Consider the following 25,431-nt stretch of genomic DNA (forward strand, 5'->3'; position numbering starts at 1 on the left):
CGCGCCTCTCGGATCTCACATATCGCGTCTCATATATGACGTACGAAGTACGACGCGATGAAGGTAGGAGCGCCTCCGTGTTTCGTCAACGCCTATGACAAAAGGAAGTTGAAGTTCCCGGTCAGCGTGGCCGGACGGACAGCACGTCGCCTTCGCGCGCGGTGACGGTGGGCCCGCCGAAGGCCGCGGCGGCGCGGACGGTCGCGGCCTCCGGGGTGAGAGTGGGCCCGACGTGTGTGACGACGAGCTCCCGGACTCCCGCCCGGCGGGCGACTGTTCCGGCGTCCTCCGGCGTCAGATGCACCTGTTCGCCATCGCGATGCCCGTCGATGTCGGCCTCACACAGGAACAGGTCGGCGGCGCGGGCGAGTTCGATGAGCGCCGGGCAGGGCCCGCTGTCCCCGGAGTAGCCGAGCACCCGCCCGCCGCTCTGCGCCCGCAGTCCGTACGCCTCGACGTCGTGCACGACGGCACGCGAAGTGAGCTCCAGGTCGCCGTGCCGGACGCGATGCCCGTCGTACAGCGGCTGGATGTCGAGGACACCCTTCAGGAACCCGCCGTCGGGCCGCCCGAAGAACCCCGCCAGACGCTCGGCGCAGCCCTGCGGGGCGTACACGGGAATGGGCGCGGCGGGAGCGAGTCCCCCGTACGCCAAGCCGTAGACGGCCGCCAGCAGATCGGCACTGTGGTCGGCGTGCAGATGCGAGATCCAGATCGCGTCGAGGCCCGCCGGATCGGTGTGCCGCTGCAACTCCGCGAAGCTCCCGGTCCCCGCGTCCACCCACACCTCGGCACCGCCTCCCCGCACCAGATACCCCGAGCAGGGGCGATCGGGCCGTGGATGCGGGGAGGCGGTGCCGAGGACGGTGAGGGTGAGGGACATGGAGGGCAGCGTACGTACCGTCCGGCCCTGAAGCGGATTTCGTGTCTCAGAGACCGGCGCGGGTGAACGTCACATGTGTGACTCCGGCGGGTGAGGAGGTGGCCTCGATCTCGTAGTCCTTCTCAAGGCCCTCCAGTCCGTCCCAGAGGCGTACGCCCCGGCCGAGCAGGATCGGGGCCACCACGACGTGCAGGTGGTCGATGAGCCCGGCGGCGAAGAAGTCGCGGATCACGGTGGGGCCCCCGCCGATCCGCACGTCCTGACCGTCCGCGGCCTCGCGGGCCGCCTTGAGCGCCTCGGCGGGCGAGGCGTCGAGGAAGTGGAACGTCGTGCCGCCCTCCATCTCGATCGACGGGCGCGGGTGATGGGTGAGGATGAAGGTCGGGGTGTGGAAGGGCGGGTTGGGCCCCCACCACCCCCGCCACTCCGGGTCCTCGTGCCATCCGGGATAGCCGAACTTCCCGGCACCCATGATCTCGGCGCCGATCCCGGGCATGAACTGCCGCGCGAAGGCGTCGTCGACACCGCCGCCACCGCCGGACCCGCCGGTCATCTGGTTCCACCACCGGGTGGCGAACATCCACTCGTGCAGCCTTTCGCCGGCGTGGCCGAACGGGGCCTCCTGGCTCAGGCCCTCACCGGTGCCGAAGCCGTCGAGCGAGATGGAGAAGTTGTGTACGCGGACGAGTGACATGGCTGGCGATTCCCTTCCTTCTGCTGGTCACGGCCGATGAGCGGGGTTCTGGCCGGCCGCCGCCCGCCACTGCGGATCCCGCCCGCTCAGTCCCACCGCCCGGTCGAGCAGCGCCGCGTCGTCCGGGACGGGGACGACCGGGCCGAAGATGCCGCCGCCGCGGCTCGGGTCCTCGGCGGCCGCGAGGAGCATGCCGTACGACAGCTGCAGGGCGGCCGGGTCGGGGACGTACGGCCGGCCGGTCGCGCGGGCCAGGTCCCAGCCGTGGATCACCAGCTCGTTCGCGGCGACGGCACCCGCCTCCGGGCCCGTCAGCGGAATGCCGCCCGCGCGGGTCTCGCCGGTCCAGGCGGCCGGGTCGCGCCACGCCTCGGCCAGTTCCGCCAGGACCTTGGGCAGCTCCTCGCGCCAGCCCGGCCCGATGTCCGGTACGGCGGCCTCCGGGCTGGTGTCGGTGGTGGGGCCCAGGTCCTTGCGGCCGGCGTCACGGAAGGCGACGGACAGGCCGAGCAGGTGACCCAGCAGATTGCGCACCGTGTACGCGGGGCAAGGTGTCCCGTCCGTGAGCTGATCGTCACGGACGGCGTCCGCCAGGCGGGCGATCACGCGGGTCTGGGGTTCGAGGTCGAGGGTGCTGTCAGTCATGGGCCGGCTCCTCATGGACGTGTTCCTGAGAGGTTGACCGACGGCGCGGGCGAAACTCATCGCCGACACCAAGCACCCTACGACCGGCCCACCCGAGCCGCCTCCGCCCGCACCGCACTTCCGTGCCCCGACGGCTCCCACCCACTGCGGCACCTCCTTCGGCGCCTTCCCGCCCGCGAGGCGCCGAGATTTGCGACAGCTTCCGACGGATTCCCGCCGGGCCCCGCTCGGGCCGCCGGTTTCAGTCCGTCCAGTCGGCGCCCGTGATGCCGTCGGGATGGCCCGTCGGCCACTGCACCAATTCGATGCGGTTGCCGTCCGGATCGGTGAGCCAGGACGTCAGGAACTCGTCCGAGCCGTCCGGCGATACGGGCGCCTCGGCGTCGATGCCGTGCGCGGCGAGTTCGACGAGGGTGGCCGCCATCGACTCCACCTTGATGACGAAATGGTTGAGGACGCCGGCCTTACTCGCGTCGGCCGTGTATCCGCCCGCGGGATCGTGGACGAGTTCGATGCTGACGAACTCGTCGCCCGGCAGCTTGAGCATCGTCAGGCTGCCGAACGGGGTGTCCGGGACACTTCCGATCACCTCGTATCCCACGGCCGTGTAGAACGCCAGTGATCGTTCGAGGTCGGCCACGCGGAGGCCGAAGTGCAGGGTCCTCATCGATTCACCTTCCCGGACAGCCGAAACGGCCCGCCGGAGAACCCGACGGACCGTCACAGTACTGCGAGCCGGAGGTCAGCCGACCGGCTCCGCGGCAATGGCGGCCGACGTCCGAGTGGTCGCGGTCTTTTCGGACTCGACGCCCTCGTCCCGCTGCTTCTTCATCGCGAGTTCCTTGGCCGTCTTTTCCGAGAACAGCCTCATCTCGGCCTCGGTCCGCAGATCGAACACCATTGCCTCCTTCGGTCTCTGTCCAGCCGCGGTTCACTTGGTCACCGCGAACGCCTCTTTACCTGGACATTACCTTACGGCCGTCCTCCGAGTCAGGCTCAAATCGCGTTCGCACACAGGGACTTGGCGCACTGTTCACCCGGCCACGCACCCCGCCCCACCCCGCCCCACCCCGCCGCACGCTCTAAGGCGCGCAGCGCGCAGCAGACGCCGCCTAGGGCACTTCCCCGATCCGTGGGCCCCCGCCTTAGACCCACGATGACGTGGCATGACGACGACCACCGCCCGGGCACTCCCCCGCATCCTGCGCGACCGCAACGCCCGCCTCTACCTCACCGGAGTCGTGATCTCCGGCTTCGGCACCTCCGCGCTGTGGCTGGCGTCCGGCGTCTGGGTCAAGGACCTCACCGGCTCCGACGGCCTGGCCGCGCTGTGCATGCTCGCCATGTGGGCGCCCACCCTGGCCGGCCCGTTCCTCGGCACGCTCGCCGACCGCACCCGCCGCAAGCCGCTGCTGATCGGCATGAACCTGCTCCTGGCCGCACTGCTGCCCACCCTGCTGACCGTCGACTCCCCGGACGGGGTCTGGCTGGTGTTCGCGGTCCTGTTCGTCTACGGCGCGGCAGGCGTCGTCCATGACGCCGCCGAGTCCGCCCTGGTCGCGAGCGCCGTCCCCGCGCCCCTGCTCGGCGACTTCAACGGGCTGCGCATGACGGCCACGGAGGGCATGAAACTCCTCGCCCCGCTGGCCGGAGCGGGCGTCTACGCGGCGTACGGCGGCGCGATGGTCGCCCTGCTGGACGCGGTCACGTTCGTGGTCGCGACCGGCCTGTACGTCTGCCTCCGGGTCCGCGAGAGCAGGCCCGGGCCGCCGACCGGGGACTGGCGGAAGCAGACCGCCGAGGGCGCCCGCCACCTGTGGTCGCATCCCCGGCTGCGGCCCCTCGTCGTGGCCGCCGGCACGACCATGCTCTTCGCCGGCCTCAACGGCGCGATGACCTACGCCGTCATCGACGGCCTCGGGCACGCCCCCGCCCACGCCGGTGTGCTGTACGCCGTCCAGGGCGCCGGTTCGGTGGCGATCGGGCTGCTCTGCGGCCCCGCCCTGCGCCGGCTCGGCGAACGCCGTTTCGCCGCGTACGGCATCGCCCTGACGGCCGCTGCGGCGGGCCTGCGCGCGATCCCGTCCGACCCGGTGGCGCTGGTCTGCAGCGCGGCGATCGGCGCGGGTCTGCCCTGTGTGCTGATCGCCGCGCTCACCGCCGTACAGCGCGAGACACCGGACGCACTGCTCGGCCGTACCGCCGCCACCGCCAACACGCTCGTGTTCGCACCGAACGTCATCGGGCTGGCGGCGGGCGCGGCACTCGTCGAACTGCTCGACGTACGGCTGCTGTCGGCGGCCGTCGGCCTCGCGTGGTCGGCGTCCGCCCTACCGCTGTTTCAGAGCCCGGCGAGCCCTTCCCGGACCGCCGCCAGGTCCCCGTCCGACGCCAACCCCGCGTGATAGAGCCGGATCTCCGTCGCCCCCAGCTCACGCGCGCGTGCCGCGTCCGACGCGAGCGTGCCGGGACTGCCTCCCATCCCGGAGACCACACCGAGGTTGGCGGCGACGACGGCGTCCTCGCGGCCCTGTTCGGCGAAGGGTGTCAGCAGGCCGGGGCCGCCCGCGCAGGGCACCACCACGCCGTCCGCGACGGACAGGATGTGCGCGGGGTCGACGCCGGGGTTCGCGCCGACGCGGTAGGTCAGCGGGTCGGCGTGCAGCAGCACCTGGAAGCCGTCGGGGGCGGCCCGGCGTACGGCCGTGATGGCCGTCTCCTGGAGCGTACGGGCGGTTTCGTCGCGCCACGCGCGTGTGGCCGCCGCCGTCTGCGAGCCGAGCAGCTTCTCGACCCCGGCCCACCCCTCGTCGGCGACCACGCCCTGCCACAGCGGTTCGAGGGCGGTGCGCACGGCGGCCGCCAGCTCGTCGGCGTCCACGCCCTGGGCGCCGTAGCCCTCCTTGCAGGTCGGGCAGAAGCAGAGCGCCATGAGGTAGTACCCGGCGTCGCCGAGTGGGACGCCGCCCGTCTTGTCGTGGGCGTGCAGATGCTGGAGGCCGTACCAGCCGAGGGACTCCAGCTCGGTACCCCGGGCCCCGGGGCGAACGGCGGCCTCGGCGGCCAGGTCGACGAGGTACGCGCGCGTGGCGGGCTGGGCGATGCACGGGGCCCAGGGGTAGCGGTCGCCGTAGGCGTTGACGACCGAGGTGTCGGGGTGCTCGGCGCCGAGGCGGGAGTTGTGCGCGAGGACGACCCAGGTGTGCACCTCCAGGCCGGCGCCCGCGAGTGCGGCGGCCGCCTCGCCATGGGCGTCCCCGGGTGCCCAGTCGCCGGCCGGGTACGGGCGCGGCACGCGGCCCTTCCAGCGGTCGTCCGGCGGGTACAGCACGGCCGCGTGTTCGGCGGTGACGATGCGGTGACGCGGGTGGCGGGGGGTGAGGGCGCGGGTGGAGTGGTAGGCGGCGGCGAGCGTCACCTGCTGCACGCCGAGGGCGGCGATCCTGCCGGGTGCCTCCGGGTCTCCGTTGACGTCCCAGGGGTAGACGAATGCCGACGCCTTCACTTGGTGTCCTCCGGCTCCTGCTCCTGCGGCTTCTCCAACATCGCGTAGCCGCGCTCGATCACCTGCGCGAGCTGCTTGACATGGTCCTCGCTCGGCTCGTGCAGCGGGGGCCGCACCTCCCCCACGTCCAGTCCGCGCAGCCGTACGCCCGCCTTGACGAGGGCCACGGCGTATCCGCGGCCCTGGGCACGCAGTTCGACGAACGGGCGGTAGAAGCCGTCGAGGAGGCGGTTCACGCTCGTGTCGTCGCCCGACTCCAGGGCCCGGTAGAAGGCGAGGGCCACCTCCGGGGCGAAGCAGAACACGGCGGAGGAGTAGAGGGTGACGCCGATCGCGCGGTAGGCGAGCTGGGTCTGTTCGGCGGTCGGCAGTCCGTTGAAGTACAGGAAGTCGCCGGGGACCTCGGTGCGCACGGCGCTGACGATCCGCTGCATCAGGTCCAGGTCGCCGAGGCCGTCCTTGAGGCCGATGACGCCGTCCGTGCGGGCCAGCTCCACCACGGTGTCCGGGCTGAACACGGCGTTGTCGCGCTGGTAGACGATCACGGGGAGCCCGGTCGCCGCCGCGACCTCCTTGTAGTGCCGCAGCAGCCCCTCCTGTCCGGCGACGACGAGGTAGGGCGGCATGGCGAGCAGCCCGTCCGCCCCGGCCGCCTCGGCGAGCCTCGCGTACCGCACGGCGAGGGCGGTGCCGTAACCGGCGCCCGCGACGACCGGCACGCGGCCGTCCGTGGCCTCGACGGCGGCCCGTACGCACGCCTCGTACTCCTCGGGTGTGAGCGCGTGGAACTCCCCGGTCCCGCAGCACGCGAACACGGCGGCGGCCCCGGCCTCGACGCCCCGGCGCACATGGGTGCGGTAGGTGTCGAGGTCGACCGAGCCGTCGGGGTCGTAGGCGGTGACGGGGAAGAACAGCGGCCCGCCGGGCGTGCCGAGGCGTGCGGCGAGGGGGGCTGGCGTCACGGGCTCTCCCTGGAGCGAGAACAGACGAGTACGGAGTGAAGTGCAGGTTTCTGATCAGAGTTTACGGTTATGAACGCCACCTGCACCACTCTTGACGCCGAAGGATGGTGATCCTTAACTAGTCCATGAATGTGAATACCGTGCACGCATGCGGCCGATGACCCTAGGAGACCCGAGGATGCCAGCGCCCCGCACCGTTCTGCTCACCGGCGCCGCCGGCGGCCTCGGCACCCTGATGCGGGACCTGCTCCCGGCGTACGGCTACGAGCTGAGGCTGCTCGACCTGCGTCCGGTCGAGGGCGAACCGGACTCGATCGTCGCCGACCTCGCCGACCGGAAGGCGCTGCGCGAGGCCGTGCGGGGCGTCGACGCGGTCATCCATCTCGCGGGCATCTCCCTGGAAGCCCCGTTCGAGAAGATCCTCCGGGCGAACATCGAGGGCACCTACAACCTGTACGAGGCCGCCCGCGAGGAGGGCGTCGGGCGCATCGTGTTCGCCTCCTCCAACCATGCGGTCGGCTTCACGCCCCGCCCCCGGGGCGACGACCCCCTCATCCCCATCGACACCCCGCGCCGTCCGGACACCTTCTACGGCCTGTCCAAGTCCTTCGGCGAGGACCTGGCGCAGTTCTACTGGGACAAGCACGGCCTGGAGACGGTGTCCGTACGCATCGGTTCGTGCTTCCCCGAGCCGACCAGCGTGCGCATGCTCTCGGTGTGGATGAGCCCGGCCGACGGCGCCCGCCTCTTCCACGCGGCCCTGACCGCCGAGCACGTCGGGCACACGGTCGTCCACGGTTCCTCGGCGAACACCCGCCTGTGGTGGGACCTGACCTCCGCCCGCTCCCTCGGCTACGACCCCCAGGACGACTCCGAACCGTACGCCGAGAAGCTGATCGCCGAGCAGGGCGAGCTCGACCCGGAGAACATCGCGCACGCCTACCTGGGCGGCCACTTCGTGAGCGACCCGCCCATCTGGCCGTACTGAGGGCCCGCCGTACCGGAAATCGGGCCGTGCCGTAACCGGGCCGTACCAAGATCGGGTCGTGCCGAATCCGGCGTTGTTGAAATCTGGCCTTTCTGACCGAAACAAGTCGTCCTGTGGGGGCGGGCGGGCACCGAACGGGCCCGCCCGCCCCCGTATTCGGGCACGGACGACGCCCGATCTCACGCGCCACATCGCAACCACGCAGGTCCGCGACGGGCACGCCACACGGTGAACGGGCATATACGGGCAGCATCGAACCCGCAACAGACCTGGTCAGCACCGGGCACCCGCTGTAGAACTTCCCCCAAGGCCCCCACCGGGCCCGAACGGGCAGCGAAGCGGAAGGCAGGTGTCGGCATGAGCACGAGAACGGCGGAAGAACGCCAGCGCGAGATCGTGCTGGCCGCACGACGTGATGGCTCGGTCGACGTCACCGCGCTCGCCGTCGAACTCGGCGTGGCCCGGGAGACCGTACGGCGGGATCTGCGCGTCCTGGAGGACCACGGCCTGCTCCGCCGCACCCATGGCGGCGCCTACCCCGTGGAGAGCGCCGGCTTCGAGACGACGCTCGCCTTCCGTGCCACCAGCCACGTCCCCGAGAAGCGCCGGGTCGCGTCCGCCGCGGCCGAGCTGCTCGGGGACGCCGAGTCGGTCTTCGTCGACGAGGGCTTCACCCCGCAGCTCATCGCCGAGGCCCTGCCCACGGACCGGCCGCTGACCGTGGTCACCGCCTCCCTGCCGGTCGCGGGCGCGCTCGCCGAGGCCGAGAAGATCTCCGTGCTGCTGCTCGGCGGCCGGGTGCGGTCCGGCACGCTCGCCACCGTCGACCACTGGACGACGAAGATGCTGGCCGGCTTCGTCATCGACCTGGCCTTCATCGGCGCCAACGGCATCTCCCGCGAGCACGGCCTCACCACCCCCGACCCGGCCGTCAGCGAAGTGAAGGCACAGGCGATCCGGTCCGCGCGGCGCACGGTGTTCGCCGGCGTCCACACCAAGTTCGGTGCGGTCAGCTTCTGCCGGTTCGCCGACATCGGCGCGCTGGAGGCGATCGTCACCAGCACGCTCCTGCCCGCCTCGGAGGCCCACCGCTACTCCCTGCTGGGGCCACAGGTCATCCGCGTCTGACCCCCGGCCGCACCCGCCGTCCCACCACCACAGACAGTCCGGCAATCCAACCGACCCACCCGTAGGGCAACCCGTAGGGCACTCCCCGCCCCAAGACCGTCCCCTTTGCACCTAATGTCCAGGAGTACCGCATGCGAACCCAGAGCCGACGCGCGCCACGCACCCTCTACGCCGTGGCAGCGATAGGGACGCTGATCGCTCCGCTCGCCGCCTGCTCGGGCGCCGGCGGGTCCTCGTCCGCCGACGGGCGCTCCATCAACGTCCTGATGGTGAACAACCCGCAGATGGTCGAGTTGCAGAAGCTCACCGCCGACAACTTCACCAAGGACACCGGGATCAAGGTGAACTTCACCGTCCTCCCGGAGAACGACGTCCGCGACAAGATCAGCCAGGACTTCGCCAACCAGGCCGGCCAGTACGACATCGCCACCCTCAGCAACTACGAGATCCCGATCTACGCCAAGAACGGGTGGCTGCACTCCCTGGACTCCTACGTCAAGGCCGACACCGCCTTCGACCAGGCCGACGTCCTCAAGCCGATGACCCAGGCCCTCACCGCCGAGGACGGCAAGCTCTACGGCGAGCCCTTCTACGGCGAGTCCTCCTTCCTGATGTACCGCAAGGACGTCTTCGAGAAGGCGGGCCTGAAGATGCCGGACAAGCCCACCTGGCAGCAGGTCGCCGGACTCGCCGCCAAGGCGGACGGCGCCGAGTCCGGCATGAAGGGCATCTGCCTGCGCGGCCTGCCCGGCTGGGGCGAGGTGATGGCGCCGCTGACGACGGTCGTCAACACCTTCGGCGGGACCTGGTTCGACAAGGACTGGAACGCACAGCTGGACTCCGAGGAGTTCAAGCAGGCCACCCAGTTCTACGTCGACCTGGTGCGCAAGCACGGTGAGTCCGGCGCCGCGCAGTCCGGCTACGCCGAGTGCCTGAACAACATGACCCAGGGCAAGACGGCCATGTGGTACGACGCCACGGCGGGCGCCGGCTCCCTGGAGGCGAGCGGCTCTCCGGTCAAGGGCAAGATCGGCTACGTCCCGGCCCCGGTCGACAAGACCGACAGCTCGGGCTGGCTCTACACCTGGGCCTGGGGTGTGCAGAAGGCGTCCCAGAACGCCGAGGACGCCTGGAAGTTCATCTCGTGGGCGTCCGGCAAGGAGTACGAGAAGCTCGTCGGCGGGAAGATCGGCTGGGCCAACGTGCCCGGCGGCAAGCGGACATCGACGTACGACATCCCGCAGTACCGCAAGGAGGCGGCCGCGTTCGCGGACGTCACCCGGGACGCCATCGCGAACGCCAAGCCCGAGGACCCGGGCGTGCAGCCCCGGCCCGCGCCCGGCATCCAGTTCGTCGGCATACCCGAGTTCACGGACCTGGGCACCAAGGTGTCCCAGGAGATCAGCGCCGCCATCGCCGGCCGGCAGTCCGTGGACAGCGCACTGAGCAAGTCGCAGAAGCTCGCCGAGGCCGTCGGAAAGAAGTACCAGTAGCCATGACCGTCACCACTCCCCCCACCCGGGTCGCCGCCGCCCACGCGCGGCCGGCGGCCCGGCGGCCGAACCGTATGCGTGCCTGGGCCACCCGGGCCCCGCTGCTGCCCGCGCTGATCTTCATGATCCTCGTGACGCAGCTGCCCTTCGTGGCGACGCTGGTGATCTCGTTCTTCGACTGGAACGCGCTCTACCCGGACGACCGTCACTTCGCCGGCCTCGCCAACTACTCGGAGGTGCTGAGCACACCCGATCTGCGCAAGTCGGTGTGGACAACGGTCCTGCTGACCGCCACGGTCGTGCTCGTCAGCCTGGTGCTGGGCCTGCTCCTTGCGCTCCTGCTGGACCGGAAGTTCCGTGGCCGGGCCGCCGTGCGCACGATGCTCATCGCCCCGTTCCTGCTGGTGCCGATCGCGGCCGCGCTGCTGTGGAAGCACGTGCTGTTCAACCCCGAGTACGGCCTGTTCAACGGCATCCTGCACTGGATCGGAGGGGATGGCGCGGTCCAGCCGGACTGGATCTCCGAAATGCCGCTGATGGCGGTCGAGGCCTCACTGATCTGGCAGTGGACGCCGTTCATGACGCTGATCCTGCTCGCCGGACTGCAGAGCCGTGACCCGCAGCTCATCGAGGCGGCCCGGGTGGACGGCGCGAGCGACTGGCAGGTGTTCGTCCACATGACGCTGCCGCACATCCGCCGCTACATCGAACTGAGCGTGCTGCTCGGCTCGATCTACATCGTGCAGAACTTCGACGCGGTGTACACCATCACCTCCGGCGGCCTGGGCACCGCGAACCTGCCATACACCATCTACCAGACCTTCTACCAGGCGCACGAGAACGGCCTCGCCTCCGCGGCCGGCGTCATCGTCGTCATCGGCTCGATCATCCTCGCGACCTTCGCCCTGCGCGTCGTGTCGTCCCTGTTCCGCGCGGAGGTGTCCCGCTGATGACCACGCTCACCACCGCCACCCCGCGACGGCCGCGCCCCCGCGGCAGGTTCCAGGGCGCCGCCCTGGGCGTCGCCGCATGGCTGGCCGGCATCCTGTTCGTGCTGCCGATCCTCTGGCTGGTCCTGACGTCCTTCCACTCCGAGGCGGACGCGGCGACCAACCCGCCGTCGCTGGCGGCCTCGCTGACCCTGGACAGTTACCGGGAGTTCTTCGGCGTGGCGGGCGGCGCGAGCCCCTGGCCCGCGCTGATCAACTCCACGACGGCTTCGGTGGTCTCCACGCTTCTGACGCTGGTCCTGGCCCTGCCCGCGGCGTACGCGCTGTCCATCCGCCCGGTGAAGAAGTGGACCGACGTCCTGTTCTTCTTCCTGTCCACGAAGATGCTGCCGCTGGTGGCGGGCCTGCTGCCGATCTACCTCTTCGCCAAGAACACGGGCCTGCTGGACAACATCTGGGCCCTCGTCATCCTCTACACGGCCATGAACCTGCCGATCGCGGTGTGGATGATGCAGTCCTTCCTCGCCGAGGTGCCGGTGGCGATCATCGAGGCGGCGCAGATCGACGGCGCGCGACTACCGACGATCCTGGGCCGCGTCGTAGCCCCGATCGCCCTTCCCGGCATCGCGGCGACCTCCCTGATCTGCTTCATCTTCAGCTGGAACGAGCTGCTGTTCGCCCGAGTGCTGACCGGCGTGGTGGCGGAGACCGCCCCCGTCTTCCTGACCGGCTTCATCACCAGCCAGGGCCTGTTCCTGGCGAAGGTGTGCGCCGCGTCGCTCGTCATCTCCCTGCCGGTGCTCGCCGCGGGGTTCGCCGCCCAGGACAAGCTGGTCCAGGGCCTGTCGTTGGGAGCCGTCAAATGAAGGCCGCCGTCATCGAGTCCGTGGGCAAGGCCGTCGTCGCCGAGGTCCCGGACCCGACGCCAGGACCCCGCGAGGTCGTCGTCGAGGTGGCGGCCTGCGGCCTCTGCGGCACCGACCTGCACATCCTCCAGGGCGAGTTCGCACCGAAGCTGCCGATCGTGCCCGGGCACGAGTTCGCGGGCGAGGTGGTCGGCGTCGGCACCCAGGTCACGGAGGTGTCGGTGGGCGACCGGGTGGCGGTCGACCCGTCGCTCTACTGCTACGAGTGCCGCTACTGCCGTACCGGCCACAACAACCTCTGCGAACGCTGGGCCGCGATCGGCGTGACGACGGCGGGCGGCGCGGCGCAGTTCGCCGTGGCACCGGTCGCCAACTGCGTGAAACTGCCGGACCATGTGCGCACGCAGGACGCGGCGCTGGTGGAGCCGTTGTCGTGCGCGGTACGCGGCTACGACGTCCTGAAGTCCCGCCTCGGCGCCCACGTCCTCATCTACGGCTCGGGCACGATGGGCCTGATGATGCTGGAACTGGCCAAGCGGACCGGCGCGGCCAGCGTGGACGTGGTGGACGTGAACCCGGCCCGCCTGGAAACGGCCCGCCGCCTCGGCGTCTCCGCCTCCGCCGCCAACCCCGACGAACTGGACCGCCCCCAGGGCTGGGACCTGGTCGTCGACGCCACGGGCAACGCGGCGGCGATCCAGGACGGCCTGGACCGGGTGGCGAAGGCGGGCACGTTCCTGCAGTTCGGGGTGGCGGACTATGCGACGCGGGTGACGATCGACCCGTACCGCATCTACAACCAGGAGATCACCATCACGGGCTCCATGGCGGTCCTCCACAGCTTCGAGCGCGCGGCGGAACTGTTCGCGGGCGGCGTCCTCGACCCGGAGGTCTTCATCAGCGACCGGATACCGCTGGAGCGCTACCCGGAGGCGCTGGAGCAGTTCGCGTCCGGGGTCGGACGGAAGATCGTGGTGGTGCCCTAGCCGACGGGATATCCATCGGGAAATCCATTGGGGGCGCGGGGCCACCGGACCATACGATCCCGGGCATGCCGCGCCCCCATGGATTCGAGTACCGGGAACATGCCGACGGCACCGTGCGGATCACCCACCACGGTCGCCCCGCAACCACTCTGCACGCCCCCCGCTCCGGCCAGTTCCTCGCCGAGGTCGAGGCGTCCTCCGACCCCCAGCTGGTCATGGCCCGCTGGACCGGGAACTACAGGCGGGGCAACGAGCGCACGGCCCGTAACCACCCCCGCAACCGCCGCTGACCCCGCTTCCGCCAAATGGCCGCCGGGTAAGGGAACGGTAAAAGACCGCCGCTCGTTCACCGGGCATGACAGCTATGACCCCCGGCTCGAACATCCCTCTCTCCGCCGCGCGCGTGACGGTGGACGTCGCCGCTCCGGTGCGGCTCGACGTATCGGGCCTGCTGCTCACCGCCGACGGCAAGGTGCGCTCCGACGACGACTTCATCTTCTACAACCAGCCCAACGGCCCGGGCGTGACGTACCGCTCGGGCGGCGGCACCAGCCCCGACGCGATCGTGGTCGACACGTCGGCCGTTCCCTCCGGTATCGAGAAGATCGTCGTCACCGCCAGCCCGGACGCCGCCGGCCAGACCTTCCAGGGCATCGAACCGACGGCGACGATCCGCAGCGCCGACGACAACAGCGTCCTGGCCACCTTCACACCCCCGCAGCTCGGCACCGAGACGGCACTGGTGATCGTCGAGGTCTACCTGCGCAACGGCCAGTGGAAGGCCCGCGCCGTGGGCCAGGGCTACGCCAACGGCCTGGCCGGCATCGCCACCGACTTCGGCGTCACGGTCGAGGAACCCGCCCCGGCGCCGGTGGCCCCGCCGCAGCCCACCATGCAGCCCCCGGTCACCCCGCCCGCCCCGCCGGTGTCCACTCCGGCCGCTCCCCCGGCCCCGCCGGCACCCCCCGCCCCGCCGGCACCCGGCGCCGGCAAGATCAACCTCGACAAGGGCCGGGTCAGCCTCCAGAAGAACCAGACCGTGTCCCTGATGAAGGGCGGCCGCCCGCTGCTCTCACAGGTCAAGATGGGCCTCGGCTGGGAGCCGGCGTACCGCGGCAAGGACATCGACCTGGACGCCTCGGTCATCGCCTACGGCCCGCAGCGCAATCACATCGACAGCTGCTACTTCGGCAAGCTCCAGATCGTGCAGGGCGCCATCCGCCACTCCGGCGACAACCTCACGGGTGAGGGCGGCGGGGACGACGAGGTCATCACCGTCGACCTCGGCCGCCTCCCCCAGGACGTCACCGGCCTGGTCTTCACCGTCAACTCCTTCTCCGGCCAGAAGTTCACCGAGGTCGCCAAGGCCTACTGCCGGCTGATCGACGCCGCGTCCGGCGAGGAACTCGTCCGCTTCGACCTCACCAGTGCCGAGCCCCAGACGGGCGTCCTGATGGCCAAGTTGATCAGGCAGTTCTCCGGCGAGTGGGAGATGACGGCGATGGGCGACTTCGTGAAGGCCCGCACCGTACGGAACATGGTGAAGCCGGCGGCACAGGCGCTGTAGACAGCCCGCCGCACAGAGCCAGACCCGACCCGTCGTACGACGTCCAGGGCGCCCCCACCCCACAGGGGCGCCCAGCCGTACGGCGCGCACCGCTCACATCTTGGTGGCCCCCGCCGCCAGATCCCGCAGGAAGTGCCTCGCCCCGAGCAGGAACACCACGATCAGCGGGACGACGCTCATCACCGCGCCGGCCATCACGAGCGCGTGGTCGGCGTTGTAGAGGACGTTGAGGTTGTCAGCCATGTCGTCCCGACCGCCTGGACATCGCACTGCGGGAGGTCACTGTGGGGGGTTCTGTAGGTCCGTGAGCGTTCACGTGAACGTTGCCGTCGAGCATCGAGGCGGCTGAAAAGCACTGTCAAGGGACGTGCGCGTCCTCTGTGTTGAGGCATCTCCGGGCTGTGTCGAGGTGTGTCCGACCCGCCGGTAGGACGCCTCCGGCGGTGCGGCAACGGGGCACACCGCCCGATTCGCCCGCCTCGCGCATGCCGCGGGGCAGAGTCAGGCCGAGGCCCGCACCACCAGCCCCGGCGCCACCCAGGCGTCGGCTCCCCGCAGCGGCTCCTCCCCCGCGAGCAGCCGGGCCACCTGCTCCACGGCCAGCCGTCCCAGCCGCCGTTTGTCGATGTGCAGGGTGGTCAGGGCGGGCTCCACCAGCTCGCCCAGCGACAGCCCGTCGAAGCCCATGACGGCCAGGTCGTCCGGCACCCGCCGACCGCGGCGCCGGGCGGCACGCATGGCGCCGACCGCGATCAGGTCGTTGAACCCGAACACCGCGGTGACCTCGGGCCGGCCGGCCAGCAGCTGCTCCAAGCCGGCCTCGCCGCCGGCCACGCTGTGCTCGGGGCACAGCGCGATCCAGCTGTCGTCGACGGGCAGGCCGTGCCGCCGGGCCTGCTCCAGGAAGGCCTGCCGGCGAGGGCCGGGGCCGTGCACGCCGTCCAGCATGCCGATCCTGCGGTGCCCCGCGCCCACCAGATGCGCCATGCCCTGTGCCAGCCCCGCGGCGGCGTCGATGCCCACGGCCGCGAAACGGGTCTGCTGCGGACCGCGCTCCAGCAGCACCAGCGGTACGCCGCCGAGGTGCCGGGCGAGTACGTCGTCGGGGCTCTTGAAGTAGCCCACGACCGCGTCCGCCTGGTGGGACAGCGCATCGAGCGCGTCCCGCTCCCGGCCCTCGTCGATCCGGGAGTCCCACACGACGACCTGCCAGCCGCGCCGTTCGGCCGCCTCCAGCACCCCGGCGGCCACCTCGGGGAAGAAGGGGTTCATCAGATCCGGGATCACCAGACCCGCGGTCACCGTCCCCTTGCGCACCAGGCCCCGCGCGAACCGGCTCGGCCGGTAGTCCAGCAGCCGGGCCGCCTCCAGGACGCGTTCCTTCGTGGCCGGGTCGATCTCACCCTTGTCGTTGACCGCGCGGGAGACCGTCTGGCGTGACACTCCGGCCAGCTTCGCGACGTCGTGGATCGTGGCCCGACGGCGGGCACCGTCCGGCCCCTCGGCACCCGGCTCCCGCTGCTGATCGTCCGCCCACACGGTGTGCACTGTATCCGGCCACGTACGCACCGGGGCAGGGCCCGGTTCAACGAGGGTGGGCGACCGCGGGTCTCGAAGGCCGTAGCCCGAGCCGCCTAGAACGGCGCGCTGTACGCCTTCAGCGCCGGCTGGCCGCCGAGGTGGGCGTACAGCACGGTCGACTCCCGGCCGATCTCTCCCCGCCGGACCAGGTCGACCACCCCGGCCATCGACTTGCCCTCGTACACCGGGTCGGTGACCATCCCCTCGGTCCGCGCCGCCAGCCGCATCGCCTCCAGCGTCGTCTCGTCCGGGATGCCGTACGTCTATTCAAGCCATGGCCAATGACCAGAGTTCTCCTGCTCGATCAAAGGCACCATCCGGAAGGCCGTGTCCGTCAGGCCCCCGAAGGTGTGCCGGTTGCCGTTGCCCGACGGGCCGTGGCCCGCCCGGTACCCCGCGAGGTTCCAGGTGTAGACCGGCACGTCGGCGGGGACCTGCTGGGTCGGGTCACCGTGGTGGTTGTACGCGTACTGCTCGTCGGTGACGATCAGCACCCGGTCCTGCCCCCGGTAGTGCGCGCGGACGGCCGAGGTGGTGTCCGTGCCGCCCAGGTCACCGAAGCGCCCCAGGATCTTGAGCACCGACTCGCCCTTGCCGAAGGTCAGGCGCCGGCTGGTGGTGCCGAACTCGACGAGGTCGGCGTCCTTCGCGCGCAGCGCCAGCGCCGTGCCGAAGATCGCCGCCGCGTCCGCCCGGTTGAGCTTCGAACGGTCGGACAGCGGACCCCACATCGAGCCGGAGCGGTCGACGAGCACCAGCGTGCGGCCGGGCAGCGCCGGCACATTGGCCAGCGAGTGGCCGAGCGCCTGCTCCAGCGGATACGCCCAGCGCAGCGAGGGCGCGTGCTGGTACGCGGCGAGGTACCGGAAGGGGAACTGCCGCGACCGTGCGACCTCGGCCGGGTCACTGATCCGGGCGGCGACCCGGGCCGCCACCTCGTCGGAGACACCGGCCTCGTCGAAGTTCCGCAGATTCCGTACGAGCGCCATGGCACCCATCGACGGAATAACGGCCTCCCAGGCCTCCTTGTCCATCGGCCCCTGGAGCCAGCCCGCCAGCGCCTCCCAGGTCATCCCCGCCGCCGCGAGCCGCTCGGCACCGTCGGCCGACGTGACCACGGCACGCCGCTGCGCCACGGGCACCGCCATCAGCTCGCGATGCGCGACCAGCGTCCGGCTCGACGCGGGCGGCACGGCCGTGTCCGGGTTGTGCCGCCGGTCGAGGGCGTACTGGAACAGCTCCCCCTGCCATGGCTTCGCCGGGTCCGGCGCCGCGTGCACCAGGTTGAGGATGTCGCCGAAGCGGTAGCCCCTGGACGCGGTGTCGTACTTCAGCAGCGACTTGCCGCTGTAGAGCCGCCGTACGGCGTCGGCGATGCCGCGCTTGACCGGCTTGGGCACGTTTCGGCCGTACGTCGCCGTCCAGTACGCGAGCAGTTCGCCGGGCTCGTCCGGGCGCCGGAGCACGGAGTCGACGACCTGCCGGTTGGACGGGCCGTCGGTGGCGCCCGCGTCGAGGCGTGCCTTCACGTACTCGGCGGCGCCCACGACGGCCGCGGTGCGCAGATTGCCCTCGCCGCGCAGCCAGCCGAGCAGGCCGGCGGTCCAGGTCGAGTCGGTGACGGCGAGTTCGCCGACGAGACGTGCGAACCGGTCGTCGCGGTCGGCGCCGGTCTCGTAGAAGGTCTGCTGGGTGACGAAGTTGGCGACCGCGAGCAGGAAGAGCTCGGAGCGTGCGTCACGCTCACGGCCCCGGCCGCCCTCGTAGGTACGGAGCACCCGCCCCGTCGACGTCACCCGCGAAGTGGGCCGCAGCTCGGCAGCCCGGGTGTTGAATCGCGCCATGATGAATTCCCCCGAATTCGTTCGCGTTTCGGAGGGCGGCGCAGCAAAAAGTGAGTGCCCGAGATCAGGAGTCGGCGACGGACTAGCCTGGTGCTCTATCCGAATTGAGCTACACCGACCCGAAGTCGATGACGGGATTCGAACCCGCAACCGCCAGATCCAACGAAGTAACCGTTGCCTGCGCACCGGGCACCCACCATGAGCTGCGCCTCCCGAGATCAAGTCGGCTGCGGCACTGGATTCTCTTTGCAAAAGAAGTAGCCGCTGCCTTCGCACCGGGAGGTGCGATGTCGTGATCTCACTGTAGGAGGCGCAACTCAGGTGGAGCGAGCGAATTAAGTTCAGCCGCGCTTCTGCCGCTTCCACGGCCCCGTGATCGCCAGCATGATTCCAGGCGTCTGGATGTTGGCGTAAAGGGTCCTGCCGTCGCAGGAGAAGGTGACGCCGGTGAACTCGCTGTATTCCGGCTCGGCTTCGGTGCCGATGTTGAGGTCGTTGCGGGCGATGGGGTAGGTGCGGCCGCTGTCGGTGGCGCCGAACAGGTGCTGGACGCCCTCGCCGTCCTCGGCGATGACGAGGCCGCCGTACGGGGAGACGGTGATGTTGTCGGGGCCGTCGAAGGCGCCATCCGCCGACGAATCAGCCGGGTCGGGGTTGACGCCGAGCAGGACCTTCAGGGTCAGGGTGCGGCGCTTGGGGTCGTAGAACCAGACCTGGCCGTCGTGCTGGACGGGGCTCTCCGCGCGGGCGTACGAGGAGACGATGTACGTGCCGCCGTCACCCCACCACATGCCCTCCAGCTTGCGGGCGCGGGTGATGTCGGTGGCGCCGAACTGCTTGCGCACGGGCGTGGTCTTGGCGTCGCGGTCGGGGACGTCCACCCAGTCGACGCCGTAGACCGTGCCGATCTTCGTGGCACGGGAGAGGTCGTCGACGAACTTGCCGCCGGAGTCGAAGCACTTGGGGGCCTGCAGGACGCCCGCGTCGTCGGCGAGGGCGCGGAACTTGCCGCGGCCGTACTCGAAGCCCTTCGGCGGGGTCCAGCGGAAGAGCAGGCCGTTGGGCGAGGCGGCGTCCTCGGTGAGGTAGGCGTGGCCGCGCTTGGGGTCGATGACGACGGCCTCGTGGTCGTAGCGGCCGAAGAACTTCAGCGGCTTGGGGTCGCGGTTGGCGCGCCGGTCGATGGGGTCGACCTCGAAGACGTAGCCGTGGTCCTTGGTCATGCCGTTGGTGCCGGCCTTGTCGGAGTTCTCCTCGCAGGTGAGCCAGGTGCCCCAGGGGGTGCGGCCGCCCGCGCAGTTGGTGGAGGTACCGGCGATGCCGACCCACTCGGCGACCTGTCCGCCGGGGCGGACCTCGACGACCGTGCAGCCACCGGAGGCGGCGGGGTCGTAGACGAGGCCCTCGGTGAGCGGGACGGGGTACTTCCAGTTGGCGCGCGGGCCCTTCAGCTCGTGGTTGTTGACGAGGAGGGTGGTGCCGCGCGGGCCGTCGAAGGCGGCCGTGCCGTCGTGGTTGGAGGGCGTGAACTCGCCCGACTCCAGCTTCGTCTTCCCGCTGTACGTGATGACGCGGTACGTGAACCCGGCGGGCAGCGCCAGGATGCCCTTGGGGTCCGGGATCAGCGGTCCGTACCCGACACCGCCACCGTGGGCGTCCGCGGACTCCTCGCTCGCGACCTCGGTGTCCGTGGACGCGAGGGCGTTCGGCGCGGTGGCGAGAACGCCGGCACTGCCCGCCAGCGCGACACCGGCACCGGTGATCGCGGAGGTTCTGGCGAAGTCCCTGCGAGTGAGCGACATGGGGTCTCCCTGTGACCGTGGGTGCCGTGGAGGGTGGCGGACTTCGGAACGGCGCCACAGTCGCGCTCACATCTGAACGCCGATTGAACTCCAGACGTCCTCAGAGCACTCGCTTCCATGAATCAACGCCGGGTGCGGCAACGCCCTTAGGGGCGCGGGACTGTATCCATCTGCGGCTCCGCCGCGTGGGCGCGACCAGCCCCCACGCACCCGCACTCGCAGAACAGCCGTCACCCACCCTGTTGCGACCGCGCCTTGAACGCGGCCTTCCGCGCCTCCTTCGCGATCTTCTTGTCCGGATGCAGCCGCCCCATCGCCTCCAGCACATCCGCGGTCGCCGGATGCTCCACCCGCCAGGCCGCCGCGAAGAACCCGCTGTGCTGCGCGGCCAGCCCCTCCACCAGCGCCCTCAGTTCGTCGGAGTTGCCCTCGGCCGCCAGCTGCGCGGCAACCGTGTCGACGGTCAGCCAGAACACCAGGTCCTGGGACGGCGCGGGCACATCGGAGAACCCGGCCTCGGTCAGCCAGACCCGGGCCAGCCCGCCCAGCTCCGAGTCGTCGAGGACCTCGCGGAGCGCCGGCTCGGCCTCCGCGCCGACCAGGGACAGCGCCTGCTGGCAGCGCAGCCGCCGCAGCGGTGCCCCTTCATCGGCGCCCCGTGCCGCGGCGAGCAGCTCCCGTGCGGCGGCGAGGGGTTCGGGCCGGGCGGCGAGCCACTGCTCGGTCTCGGCCTGCGCGGCGCTCTGCGGGTACAGGGCGGTCCCGTCGAGCAGCGCGTCGGCGCCCTTGTCGGCGAGGTCCCCGACGGCCGGCGCCTCGAACCCGGCCTCAAGCAGCCGGGACCGCAGCCCGTACCGTCCGAGCGGGGTCAGCCGCACCATGCCATAGCGCGACACGTCGGTGTCGTCGACGGCGGCGGGGTCCTCGACGGCGGCCTCGGCGTCGGCCATCAGCGCCTCGTCCACCGGCTGGTAGTCCACCAGGCCGACCGGCTCCAGCAGCCGGAACTGGTCGTCCAGGCGCATCATCGCGTCGGACACCTGCTCCAGCACGTCGTTGGTGGGCTCGCCCATGTCGCTGGGCACGATCATCGACGCGGCCAGCGCGGGCAGCGGTACGGGGCCGTCGCCGGGGCCGTCCTCGCTGACCGTCAGCAGGTAGAGGTTGCCGAGGACGCCGTCGAGGAACTCCGCCTCGGCCTCCGGGTCCCAGTCCAGCGAGGAGAGGTCGACCTCGCCGCCCGCGTCCATGGCGTCGACCAGGTCATCGAGGTCGGGGACGCTCGCGTCGGCGAGCACCGTCTCCAGCGCCCCGAGCCACACGCCGAGCACGTCCTGCGGCGAACCGCCGGTCAGCAGGGCCAGGTCGGCGCCGGTCGCGACCGTGCCCGCCTCCTCGTCGACGACCTCGACCAGCCCAGTGTCGACGGCCACCCGCCAGGCCTCGCCGGCGTAGGCGGCGGCGTCGTCCCCGCTCAGGCCGAGCTCCTCGGCGGCGGCGGGCAGTTGTTCGTCCACGAGCCCGCCGCCGGCGTCGATGCGGGTGTCGGGTCCGGCCCAGCGGGCCAGTCGCGCGGCCCGGGAGAGCAACGGCGTGGACAGCGCGTCCCGCGCCAGCTCCGCTTCGGGATGCAGCCGCACCGGCGGCAGGGGGGAGCGGGAGCTGTCTGACATCGGCTGGTTCTCCTAGAGCGCTCTGCATGGCCGTACACATCACGGCTCAGCCGCTCAGCCTAGACGGATTTCCACCCATGCCGCCCGGTTCATCTCCCCGTCGGGGCGCGTACATGGCCGAAACCTTGACAAGTGGCTTGACCAGGCAGGAGATTACGCGCGTAGAAGTCTGGCGGACATCTGTTCACTGTATTTTTCTACGCGCGTCGCCTCCGGCCAACCGGTCGCGACCCCACGTTCCACGCTTCACCTCACGTTTCACTCTCGTCCCGGCACCCACGTATGTCCCCGGAGGGATCCCGTTGCCGAGCAAGAAGACCGCGCGTCTCGCCGCGCTCACCGTCGCCGCCGTCTGTTCCGCGGCGTCCACCGTTGTCCTGACCGCGCCCGCGCACGCCGACTCCGTGCGCATCCATGACATCCAGGGCAGCACCCGAATATCCTCGTACGTCGGCAAGCAGGTCACGGACGTGGCCGGAATCGTCACCGGCGTACGCACCTACGGCTCGTCCAGAGGCTTCTGGATCCAGGATCCGCAGGCAGACGACAACGCCGCCACCAGCGAGGCCATTTTCGTCTACACCAACACCACGCCGAAGGGCGTCGCGGTCGGCGACGCGGTCACGGTGTCGGGCATGGTCCAGGAGTACGTCCCGGGCGGCGCCGCCACCGGCAACCAGTCGATCACCGAGATCGCCAAGCCGACGTTCACCGTCGTCTCCAGCGGCAACGCCCTCCCGGCCGCCGTGGTCATCTCCGCCAAATCCGTGCCGGCCGCGTACGCCCCCGCCGGCGACACCGCCGCGAACGGCTCGATCAACGGCCTGCCGCTCCAGCCTTCGGCGTACGCCCTGGACTACTACGAGTCCCTGGAGCACATGAACGTCCGGGTCGCCGACGCCCGGGTGGTCACCGGCACCGACGACCACAGCGAGCTGTGGGTCACGGTGAAGCCGCGCGAGCACGCCAACCGCCGCGGCGGCACGGTCTACGGCTCCTACGAATCGCAGAACACCGGGCGCCTGCAGATCCAGTCCCTCGGCGCGGCCGCCGACTTCCCCAAGGCGAACGTCGGCGACACCCTGGCCGGAACCACCTCGGGTCCGCTGGACTACACCCAGTTCGGCGGCTACACCCTGGTCGCGAACGAGCTCGGCACGCTCAAGAGCGCCGGCCTCAAGCGGGAGACGACCGAGAAGCAGGGGCGTGGCGAGCTGGCGGTCGCGACGTACAACGTCGAGAACCTCGACCCGTCCGACACCACGTTCGCCGCGCACGCGTCCGCGATCGTGAACAACCTCCAGTCGCCCGACATCGTGTCCCTGGAGGAGATCCAGGACAACAACGGCGCGACGAACGACGGTACGGTCGCCGCCGACCAGACGATGCAGAAGCTGATCGACGCGATCGCGGCCGCGGGCGGCCCGGCGTACCAGTGGCGCTCCATCGACCCGGTGAACAACGCCGACGGCGGTCAGCCGGGCGGCAACATCCGCCAGGCGTTCCTGTACAACCCCGAGCGGGTCTCCTTCGTGGACCGCGCGGGCGGCGACGCCACCACCGCCGTCGGCGTGACCAAGGTCAACGGCAGGGCGGCACTGACGGCCTCCCCCGGCCGTGTCGACCCCGCCAACGAGGCCTGGGCGAACAGCCGCAAGCCGCTGGCCGGCGAGTTCACCTTCCGTGGCCGCACGGTCTTCGTGATCGCCAACCACTTCGCCTCCAAGGGCGGCGACCAGTCGCTGCACGCGCAGTACCAGCCGCCGGTCCGCAGCTCGGAGACCCAGCGCCACCTGCAGGCGACCGCGGTCAACACGTTCGTCAAGGACATCCTGGCCGCCCAGAAGAACGCGGACGTCGTCACGCTCGGCGACATCAACGACTTCGAGTTCTCCGGCACCGCCGAGCGGCTGGAGGACGGCGGCGCGCTGTGGTCGGCGATCAAGTCGCTGCCCAAGAGCGAGCGTTACTCCTACGTCTACCAGGGCAACGCCCAGACGCTGGACCAGATCCTGGTCAGCCCGTCGATCCGGCGCTCCTGCGACTTCGAGTACGACAGCGTGCACGTCAACTCGGAGTTCAACGACCAGATCAGCGACCACGACCCGCAGGTGCTGCGCTTCCGCCCGTAGCTCCACCCGGTCTCAGGACTGGCTGAACACGCCGTTCAGCCAGTCCTGCCAGGCGGCCTCGCACTCCTTGATGTCGGCGCCCGGTGTGAAGTCGTGCAGGGAGACACCGACCGGGTGGCCCCAGTGGTTGCGCCCGAAGATGCGCGTCAGGCCCCGGTCCGTGCGCAGCCCGATGAAGTACGGGTTGCGGAAGTCGACCACGGCGTCGAACTCGTCGGGCCCGTGGACGGTGACCCGCGTGCCCGCGGGCACATCCTCCCCCACCCCGAGCGCCCGCCCGACGGTGACGAGCGCGTCCGCGGCCTTCGACCCCTCGGGTCCGTCGAAGGTCCCGAAGGCGGCGGTCCGGCCGTCGAAGTGCGTCAGGTACTGCCGCAGCGTGTGCAGGTAGAAGTCGGTGTGCTTGGCGGCGCCGTCGTACTGGTTGTCCCAGTCGTCGACGAAGATCCCGCTGTGCACGTACCGCACCCAGGCTCGACGGCCCTCGTCACGCGGCTCGATCGTGTAGTCGAGCTGGTTGAGGGTCTGCTCGGAGATCCCCTCGACGTCCTCGACCCGGTTGGTGTAGCGGTGCGGCGGGTCCCAGGCGGTGACCTTCGATCCGAAGGGGCCCTTGCCGCCCTCGCGCGGCTCCGGCGGCTCCATCGGCCACAGCCAGCCGCCGGTGCCGGACGTGACCGCCTCCCAGACCTGTTCGGGGGTGGCGTCGACCTCGAACTCACGGGCGATCTCGAATTCCTTGGACATGGTGGACTCCTGCTTACTGACTGTCGAGTTCAGGGCTCTGCTGCTGAGATTTGACCGTGGGATGGACGGCGACCACGATCCGGTGGTCCCGGCCGCCCTCCGCGTCGGGCGCGTCGTACTTGCGGATCAGCGCGCTCACGCCGGCCGTCAACTCCTGGATGAAGGCGGCCCGTTCGGCCGCGGAGGCGAAGCGGACCTCGCCGTCCAGCGCGTACGTCGCCAGCCGTTTGCGGGCCTTCGTCGCGCCGGTGATCAGCGAACCGACGTCCCGGACCAGCCGGGCGCCGAGCGCCAGCAGCCAGCGCGCGGAGAGCTGGTCGCGGAAGCGGTCGGGGTCCGGCTGCACGGAGGCGAGCGCGAGCGGCGAGATCACGTACGAGGCGGCGGTCGCCCGCATCAGCCGCTCGGTGACGTTGCCCTTGCGGCGCTCGCCGGCCAGCTCGACCAGCCCGTGCCGCTCCAGCGCCTTGAGGTGGTAGTTCACCTTCTGCCGGGGCAGTCCGACCTTGCCGGCCAGCATGGCGGCCGACGCGGGTCCCGCCGCCAGTTCGGCGAGCAGCCGGGCCCTTATGGGGTCCAGGGAGACGGCTGCGGCCTCGGGGTCCTCGATCACGGTGACGTCCAGCATGGGTCCACCGTCCCACCGAAAACTTTTTTTGTCCAGACGGTTCAAGTTTTCGGAGTGGGCGGTTGACCGGAGGCTTTGATTGGCCGGAGGTCGCGGGGTGGCTGGAGGCAGCGGGGGGCCGGAGGCCGCGAGGGGGGCTGGGGCCGCAGAGGGACTGGAGGCAGCGGGGTGATTGGAAGCCGCGAGGGTGACTGGAGGCCGCGAGGGGGGGGCTGGGGCCGCGGAGGGGCTGGAGGCAGCGGGGTGATTGGAGGCCGCGAGGTGACTGGAGGCCGTGGTTCAGTCGTCGGGCCGACGCCGTCATCCGGGGCGGCGAGGGCGTCGACGGGGGCCTGGGCGGTCACCACTCGGCGTGGG

Annotated in this window: 24 protein-coding genes and 1 pseudogene; 10 read left to right on the forward strand and 15 right to left on the reverse strand. The window is 70.8% G+C overall.

Translation table 11 applies throughout. The features are described from left to right. Nucleotides 1-121 precede the first annotated feature (121 nt). From POF73_RS34245 to POF73_RS34265, 5 genes are all read right to left on the reverse strand, one after another. Nucleotides 122-883 (reverse strand): MBL fold metallo-hydrolase, encoded by a 762-nt coding sequence (locus POF73_RS34245; protein WP_272122971.1) that lies wholly within the window; start codon nt 881-883, stop codon nt 122-124. Nucleotides 884-929: 46 nt separating this feature from the next. After that, a complete protein-coding gene (locus POF73_RS34250) occupies nt 930-1,577 on the reverse strand; it encodes a dihydrofolate reductase family protein (RefSeq protein ID WP_272122973.1) in 648 nt (215 codons plus the stop codon). Between the two features lie 27 nt (nt 1,578-1,604). Beyond that, a complete protein-coding gene (locus POF73_RS34255; protein WP_272122974.1) occupies nt 1,605-2,222 on the reverse strand; it encodes a TIGR03086 family metal-binding protein in 618 nt (205 codons plus the stop codon). Nucleotides 2,223-2,463: 241 nt separating this feature from the next. Then, entirely contained in the window at nt 2,464-2,889 is a 426-nt protein-coding gene (locus POF73_RS34260; RefSeq protein WP_272122975.1) for a VOC family protein, read from the reverse strand. 75 nt (nt 2,890-2,964) lie between these two features. After that, nucleotides 2,965-3,123: a hypothetical protein gene (locus POF73_RS34265; RefSeq protein WP_272122976.1), complete on the reverse strand. Its 159-nt coding sequence runs from the start codon at nt 3,121-3,123 to the stop codon at nt 2,965-2,967. Nucleotides 3,124-3,388: 265 nt separating this feature from the next. On the opposite strand from POF73_RS34265, the gene POF73_RS34270 reads away from it, so the two are divergent. Then, the gene (locus POF73_RS34270) at nt 3,389-4,627 is read left to right on the forward strand and encodes an MFS transporter (protein ID WP_272122977.1); all 1,239 of its coding nucleotides are present in this window, start codon (nt 3,389-3,391) and stop codon (nt 4,625-4,627) included. Here POF73_RS34270 and POF73_RS34275 read toward each other — a convergent pair. Both POF73_RS34275 and POF73_RS34280 read right to left on the reverse strand, forming a co-directional pair. Then, entirely contained in the window at nt 4,564-5,727 is a 1,164-nt protein-coding gene (locus tag POF73_RS34275) for a hypothetical protein (RefSeq protein ID WP_272122978.1), read from the reverse strand. The genes POF73_RS34270 and POF73_RS34275 overlap by 64 nt on opposite strands. Continuing rightward, nucleotides 5,724-6,689 carry a 5-dehydro-4-deoxyglucarate dehydratase gene (locus tag POF73_RS34280; protein ID WP_272122979.1) on the reverse strand — a complete coding sequence of 322 codons (966 nt, stop codon included), beginning with the start codon at nt 6,687-6,689 and terminating at the stop codon, nt 5,724-5,726. The genes POF73_RS34275 and POF73_RS34280 overlap by 4 nt, the downstream gene beginning before the upstream one ends. A 178-nt stretch (nt 6,690-6,867) precedes the next feature. On the opposite strand from POF73_RS34280, the gene POF73_RS34285 reads away from it, so the two are divergent. The 8 genes from POF73_RS34285 to POF73_RS34320 all read left to right on the forward strand — a co-directional run bounded on the left by POF73_RS34285 (nt 6,868) and on the right by POF73_RS34320 (nt 14,667). Beyond that, nucleotides 6,868-7,677, forward strand: coding sequence for an NAD-dependent epimerase/dehydratase family protein (locus tag POF73_RS34285; protein WP_272122980.1), 810 nt, complete (start codon nt 6,868-6,870; stop codon nt 7,675-7,677). A gap of 357 nt (nt 7,678-8,034) precedes the next feature. Next, on the forward strand, nt 8,035-8,805 hold the full coding sequence (locus tag POF73_RS34290; RefSeq protein ID WP_272122981.1) for a DeoR/GlpR family DNA-binding transcription regulator: 771 nt from the start codon (nt 8,035-8,037) through the stop codon (nt 8,803-8,805). Between the two features lie 131 nt (nt 8,806-8,936). Further along, nucleotides 8,937-10,298 (forward strand): ABC transporter substrate-binding protein, encoded by a 1,362-nt coding sequence (locus tag POF73_RS34295; RefSeq protein WP_272122983.1) that lies wholly within the window; start codon nt 8,937-8,939, stop codon nt 10,296-10,298. A 2-nt stretch (nt 10,299-10,300) separates the two neighbouring features. After that, complete coding sequence (locus POF73_RS34300) at nt 10,301-11,248, forward strand: carbohydrate ABC transporter permease (RefSeq protein WP_272122984.1); 948 nt, start codon at nt 10,301-10,303, stop codon at nt 11,246-11,248. Beyond that, nucleotides 11,248-12,114: a carbohydrate ABC transporter permease gene (locus POF73_RS34305; protein WP_272122985.1), complete on the forward strand. Its 867-nt coding sequence runs from the start codon at nt 11,248-11,250 to the stop codon at nt 12,112-12,114. Before POF73_RS34300 ends, POF73_RS34305 begins: the two co-directional genes overlap by 1 nt. Next, a complete protein-coding gene (locus tag POF73_RS34310; protein ID WP_272122986.1) occupies nt 12,111-13,100 on the forward strand; it encodes a zinc-dependent alcohol dehydrogenase family protein in 990 nt (329 codons plus the stop codon). The genes POF73_RS34305 and POF73_RS34310 overlap by 4 nt, the downstream gene beginning before the upstream one ends. Nucleotides 13,101-13,165: 65 nt before the next feature. Then, entirely contained in the window at nt 13,166-13,390 is a 225-nt protein-coding gene (locus POF73_RS34315) for a hypothetical protein (protein ID WP_272122987.1), read from the forward strand. Nucleotides 13,391-13,464: 74 nt separating this feature from the next. Continuing rightward, complete coding sequence (locus POF73_RS34320; RefSeq protein WP_272122998.1) at nt 13,465-14,667, forward strand: TerD family protein; 1,203 nt, start codon at nt 13,465-13,467, stop codon at nt 14,665-14,667. Between the two features lie 93 nt (nt 14,668-14,760). Here POF73_RS34320 and POF73_RS34325 read toward each other — a convergent pair whose 3' ends face one another. The 6 genes and pseudogenes from POF73_RS34325 to POF73_RS34350 form a co-directional block, all read right to left on the reverse strand. Continuing rightward, a complete protein-coding gene (locus tag POF73_RS34325; RefSeq protein WP_272122988.1) occupies nt 14,761-14,910 on the reverse strand; it encodes a hypothetical protein in 150 nt (49 codons plus the stop codon). Nucleotides 14,911-15,168: 258 nt separating this feature from the next. Further along, complete coding sequence (locus POF73_RS34330) at nt 15,169-16,206, reverse strand: LacI family DNA-binding transcriptional regulator (protein WP_272122989.1); 1,038 nt, start codon at nt 16,204-16,206, stop codon at nt 15,169-15,171. A 95-nt stretch (nt 16,207-16,301) separates the two neighbouring features. Then, nucleotides 16,302-16,508: pseudogene (locus POF73_RS34335) on the reverse strand (pyridoxal-phosphate dependent enzyme); the annotation flags it as partial. A gap of 3 nt (nt 16,509-16,511) precedes the next feature. Next, a complete protein-coding gene (locus POF73_RS34340) occupies nt 16,512-18,092 on the reverse strand; it encodes a TROVE domain-containing protein (RefSeq protein ID WP_272122991.1) in 1,581 nt (526 codons plus the stop codon). A 341-nt stretch (nt 18,093-18,433) separates the two neighbouring features. Continuing rightward, nucleotides 18,434-19,894, reverse strand: a complete 1,461-nt coding sequence (locus POF73_RS34345; protein WP_272122992.1) for an alkaline phosphatase PhoX — start codon at nt 19,892-19,894, stop codon at nt 18,434-18,436. A gap of 230 nt (nt 19,895-20,124) precedes the next feature. Continuing rightward, entirely contained in the window at nt 20,125-21,567 is a 1,443-nt protein-coding gene (locus POF73_RS34350; protein WP_272122993.1) for a hypothetical protein, read from the reverse strand. Between the two features lie 302 nt (nt 21,568-21,869). Between POF73_RS34350 and POF73_RS34355 the strand changes: the two genes are divergently transcribed. Beyond that, nucleotides 21,870-23,699: an endonuclease/exonuclease/phosphatase family protein gene (locus POF73_RS34355; RefSeq protein WP_272122994.1), complete on the forward strand. Its 1,830-nt coding sequence runs from the start codon at nt 21,870-21,872 to the stop codon at nt 23,697-23,699. A gap of 12 nt (nt 23,700-23,711) precedes the next feature. On the opposite strand, the gene POF73_RS34360 is transcribed toward POF73_RS34355, so the two are convergent. Together POF73_RS34360 and POF73_RS34365 are read right to left on the reverse strand one after the other, a co-directional pair. After that, a complete protein-coding gene (locus POF73_RS34360) occupies nt 23,712-24,446 on the reverse strand; it encodes an SRPBCC family protein (protein ID WP_272122995.1) in 735 nt (244 codons plus the stop codon). A gap of 13 nt (nt 24,447-24,459) precedes the next feature. Then, nucleotides 24,460-25,074 carry an ArsR/SmtB family transcription factor gene (locus tag POF73_RS34365; RefSeq protein ID WP_272122996.1) on the reverse strand — a complete coding sequence of 205 codons (615 nt, stop codon included), beginning with the start codon at nt 25,072-25,074 and terminating at the stop codon, nt 24,460-24,462. Between the last annotated feature and the right edge of the window lie 357 nt (nt 25,075-25,431).

Origin of the sequence: Streptomyces sp. HD, assembly GCF_028369295.1 — a bacterium.
Classification (GTDB): Bacteria; Actinomycetota; Actinomycetes; order Streptomycetales; family Streptomycetaceae; genus Streptomyces.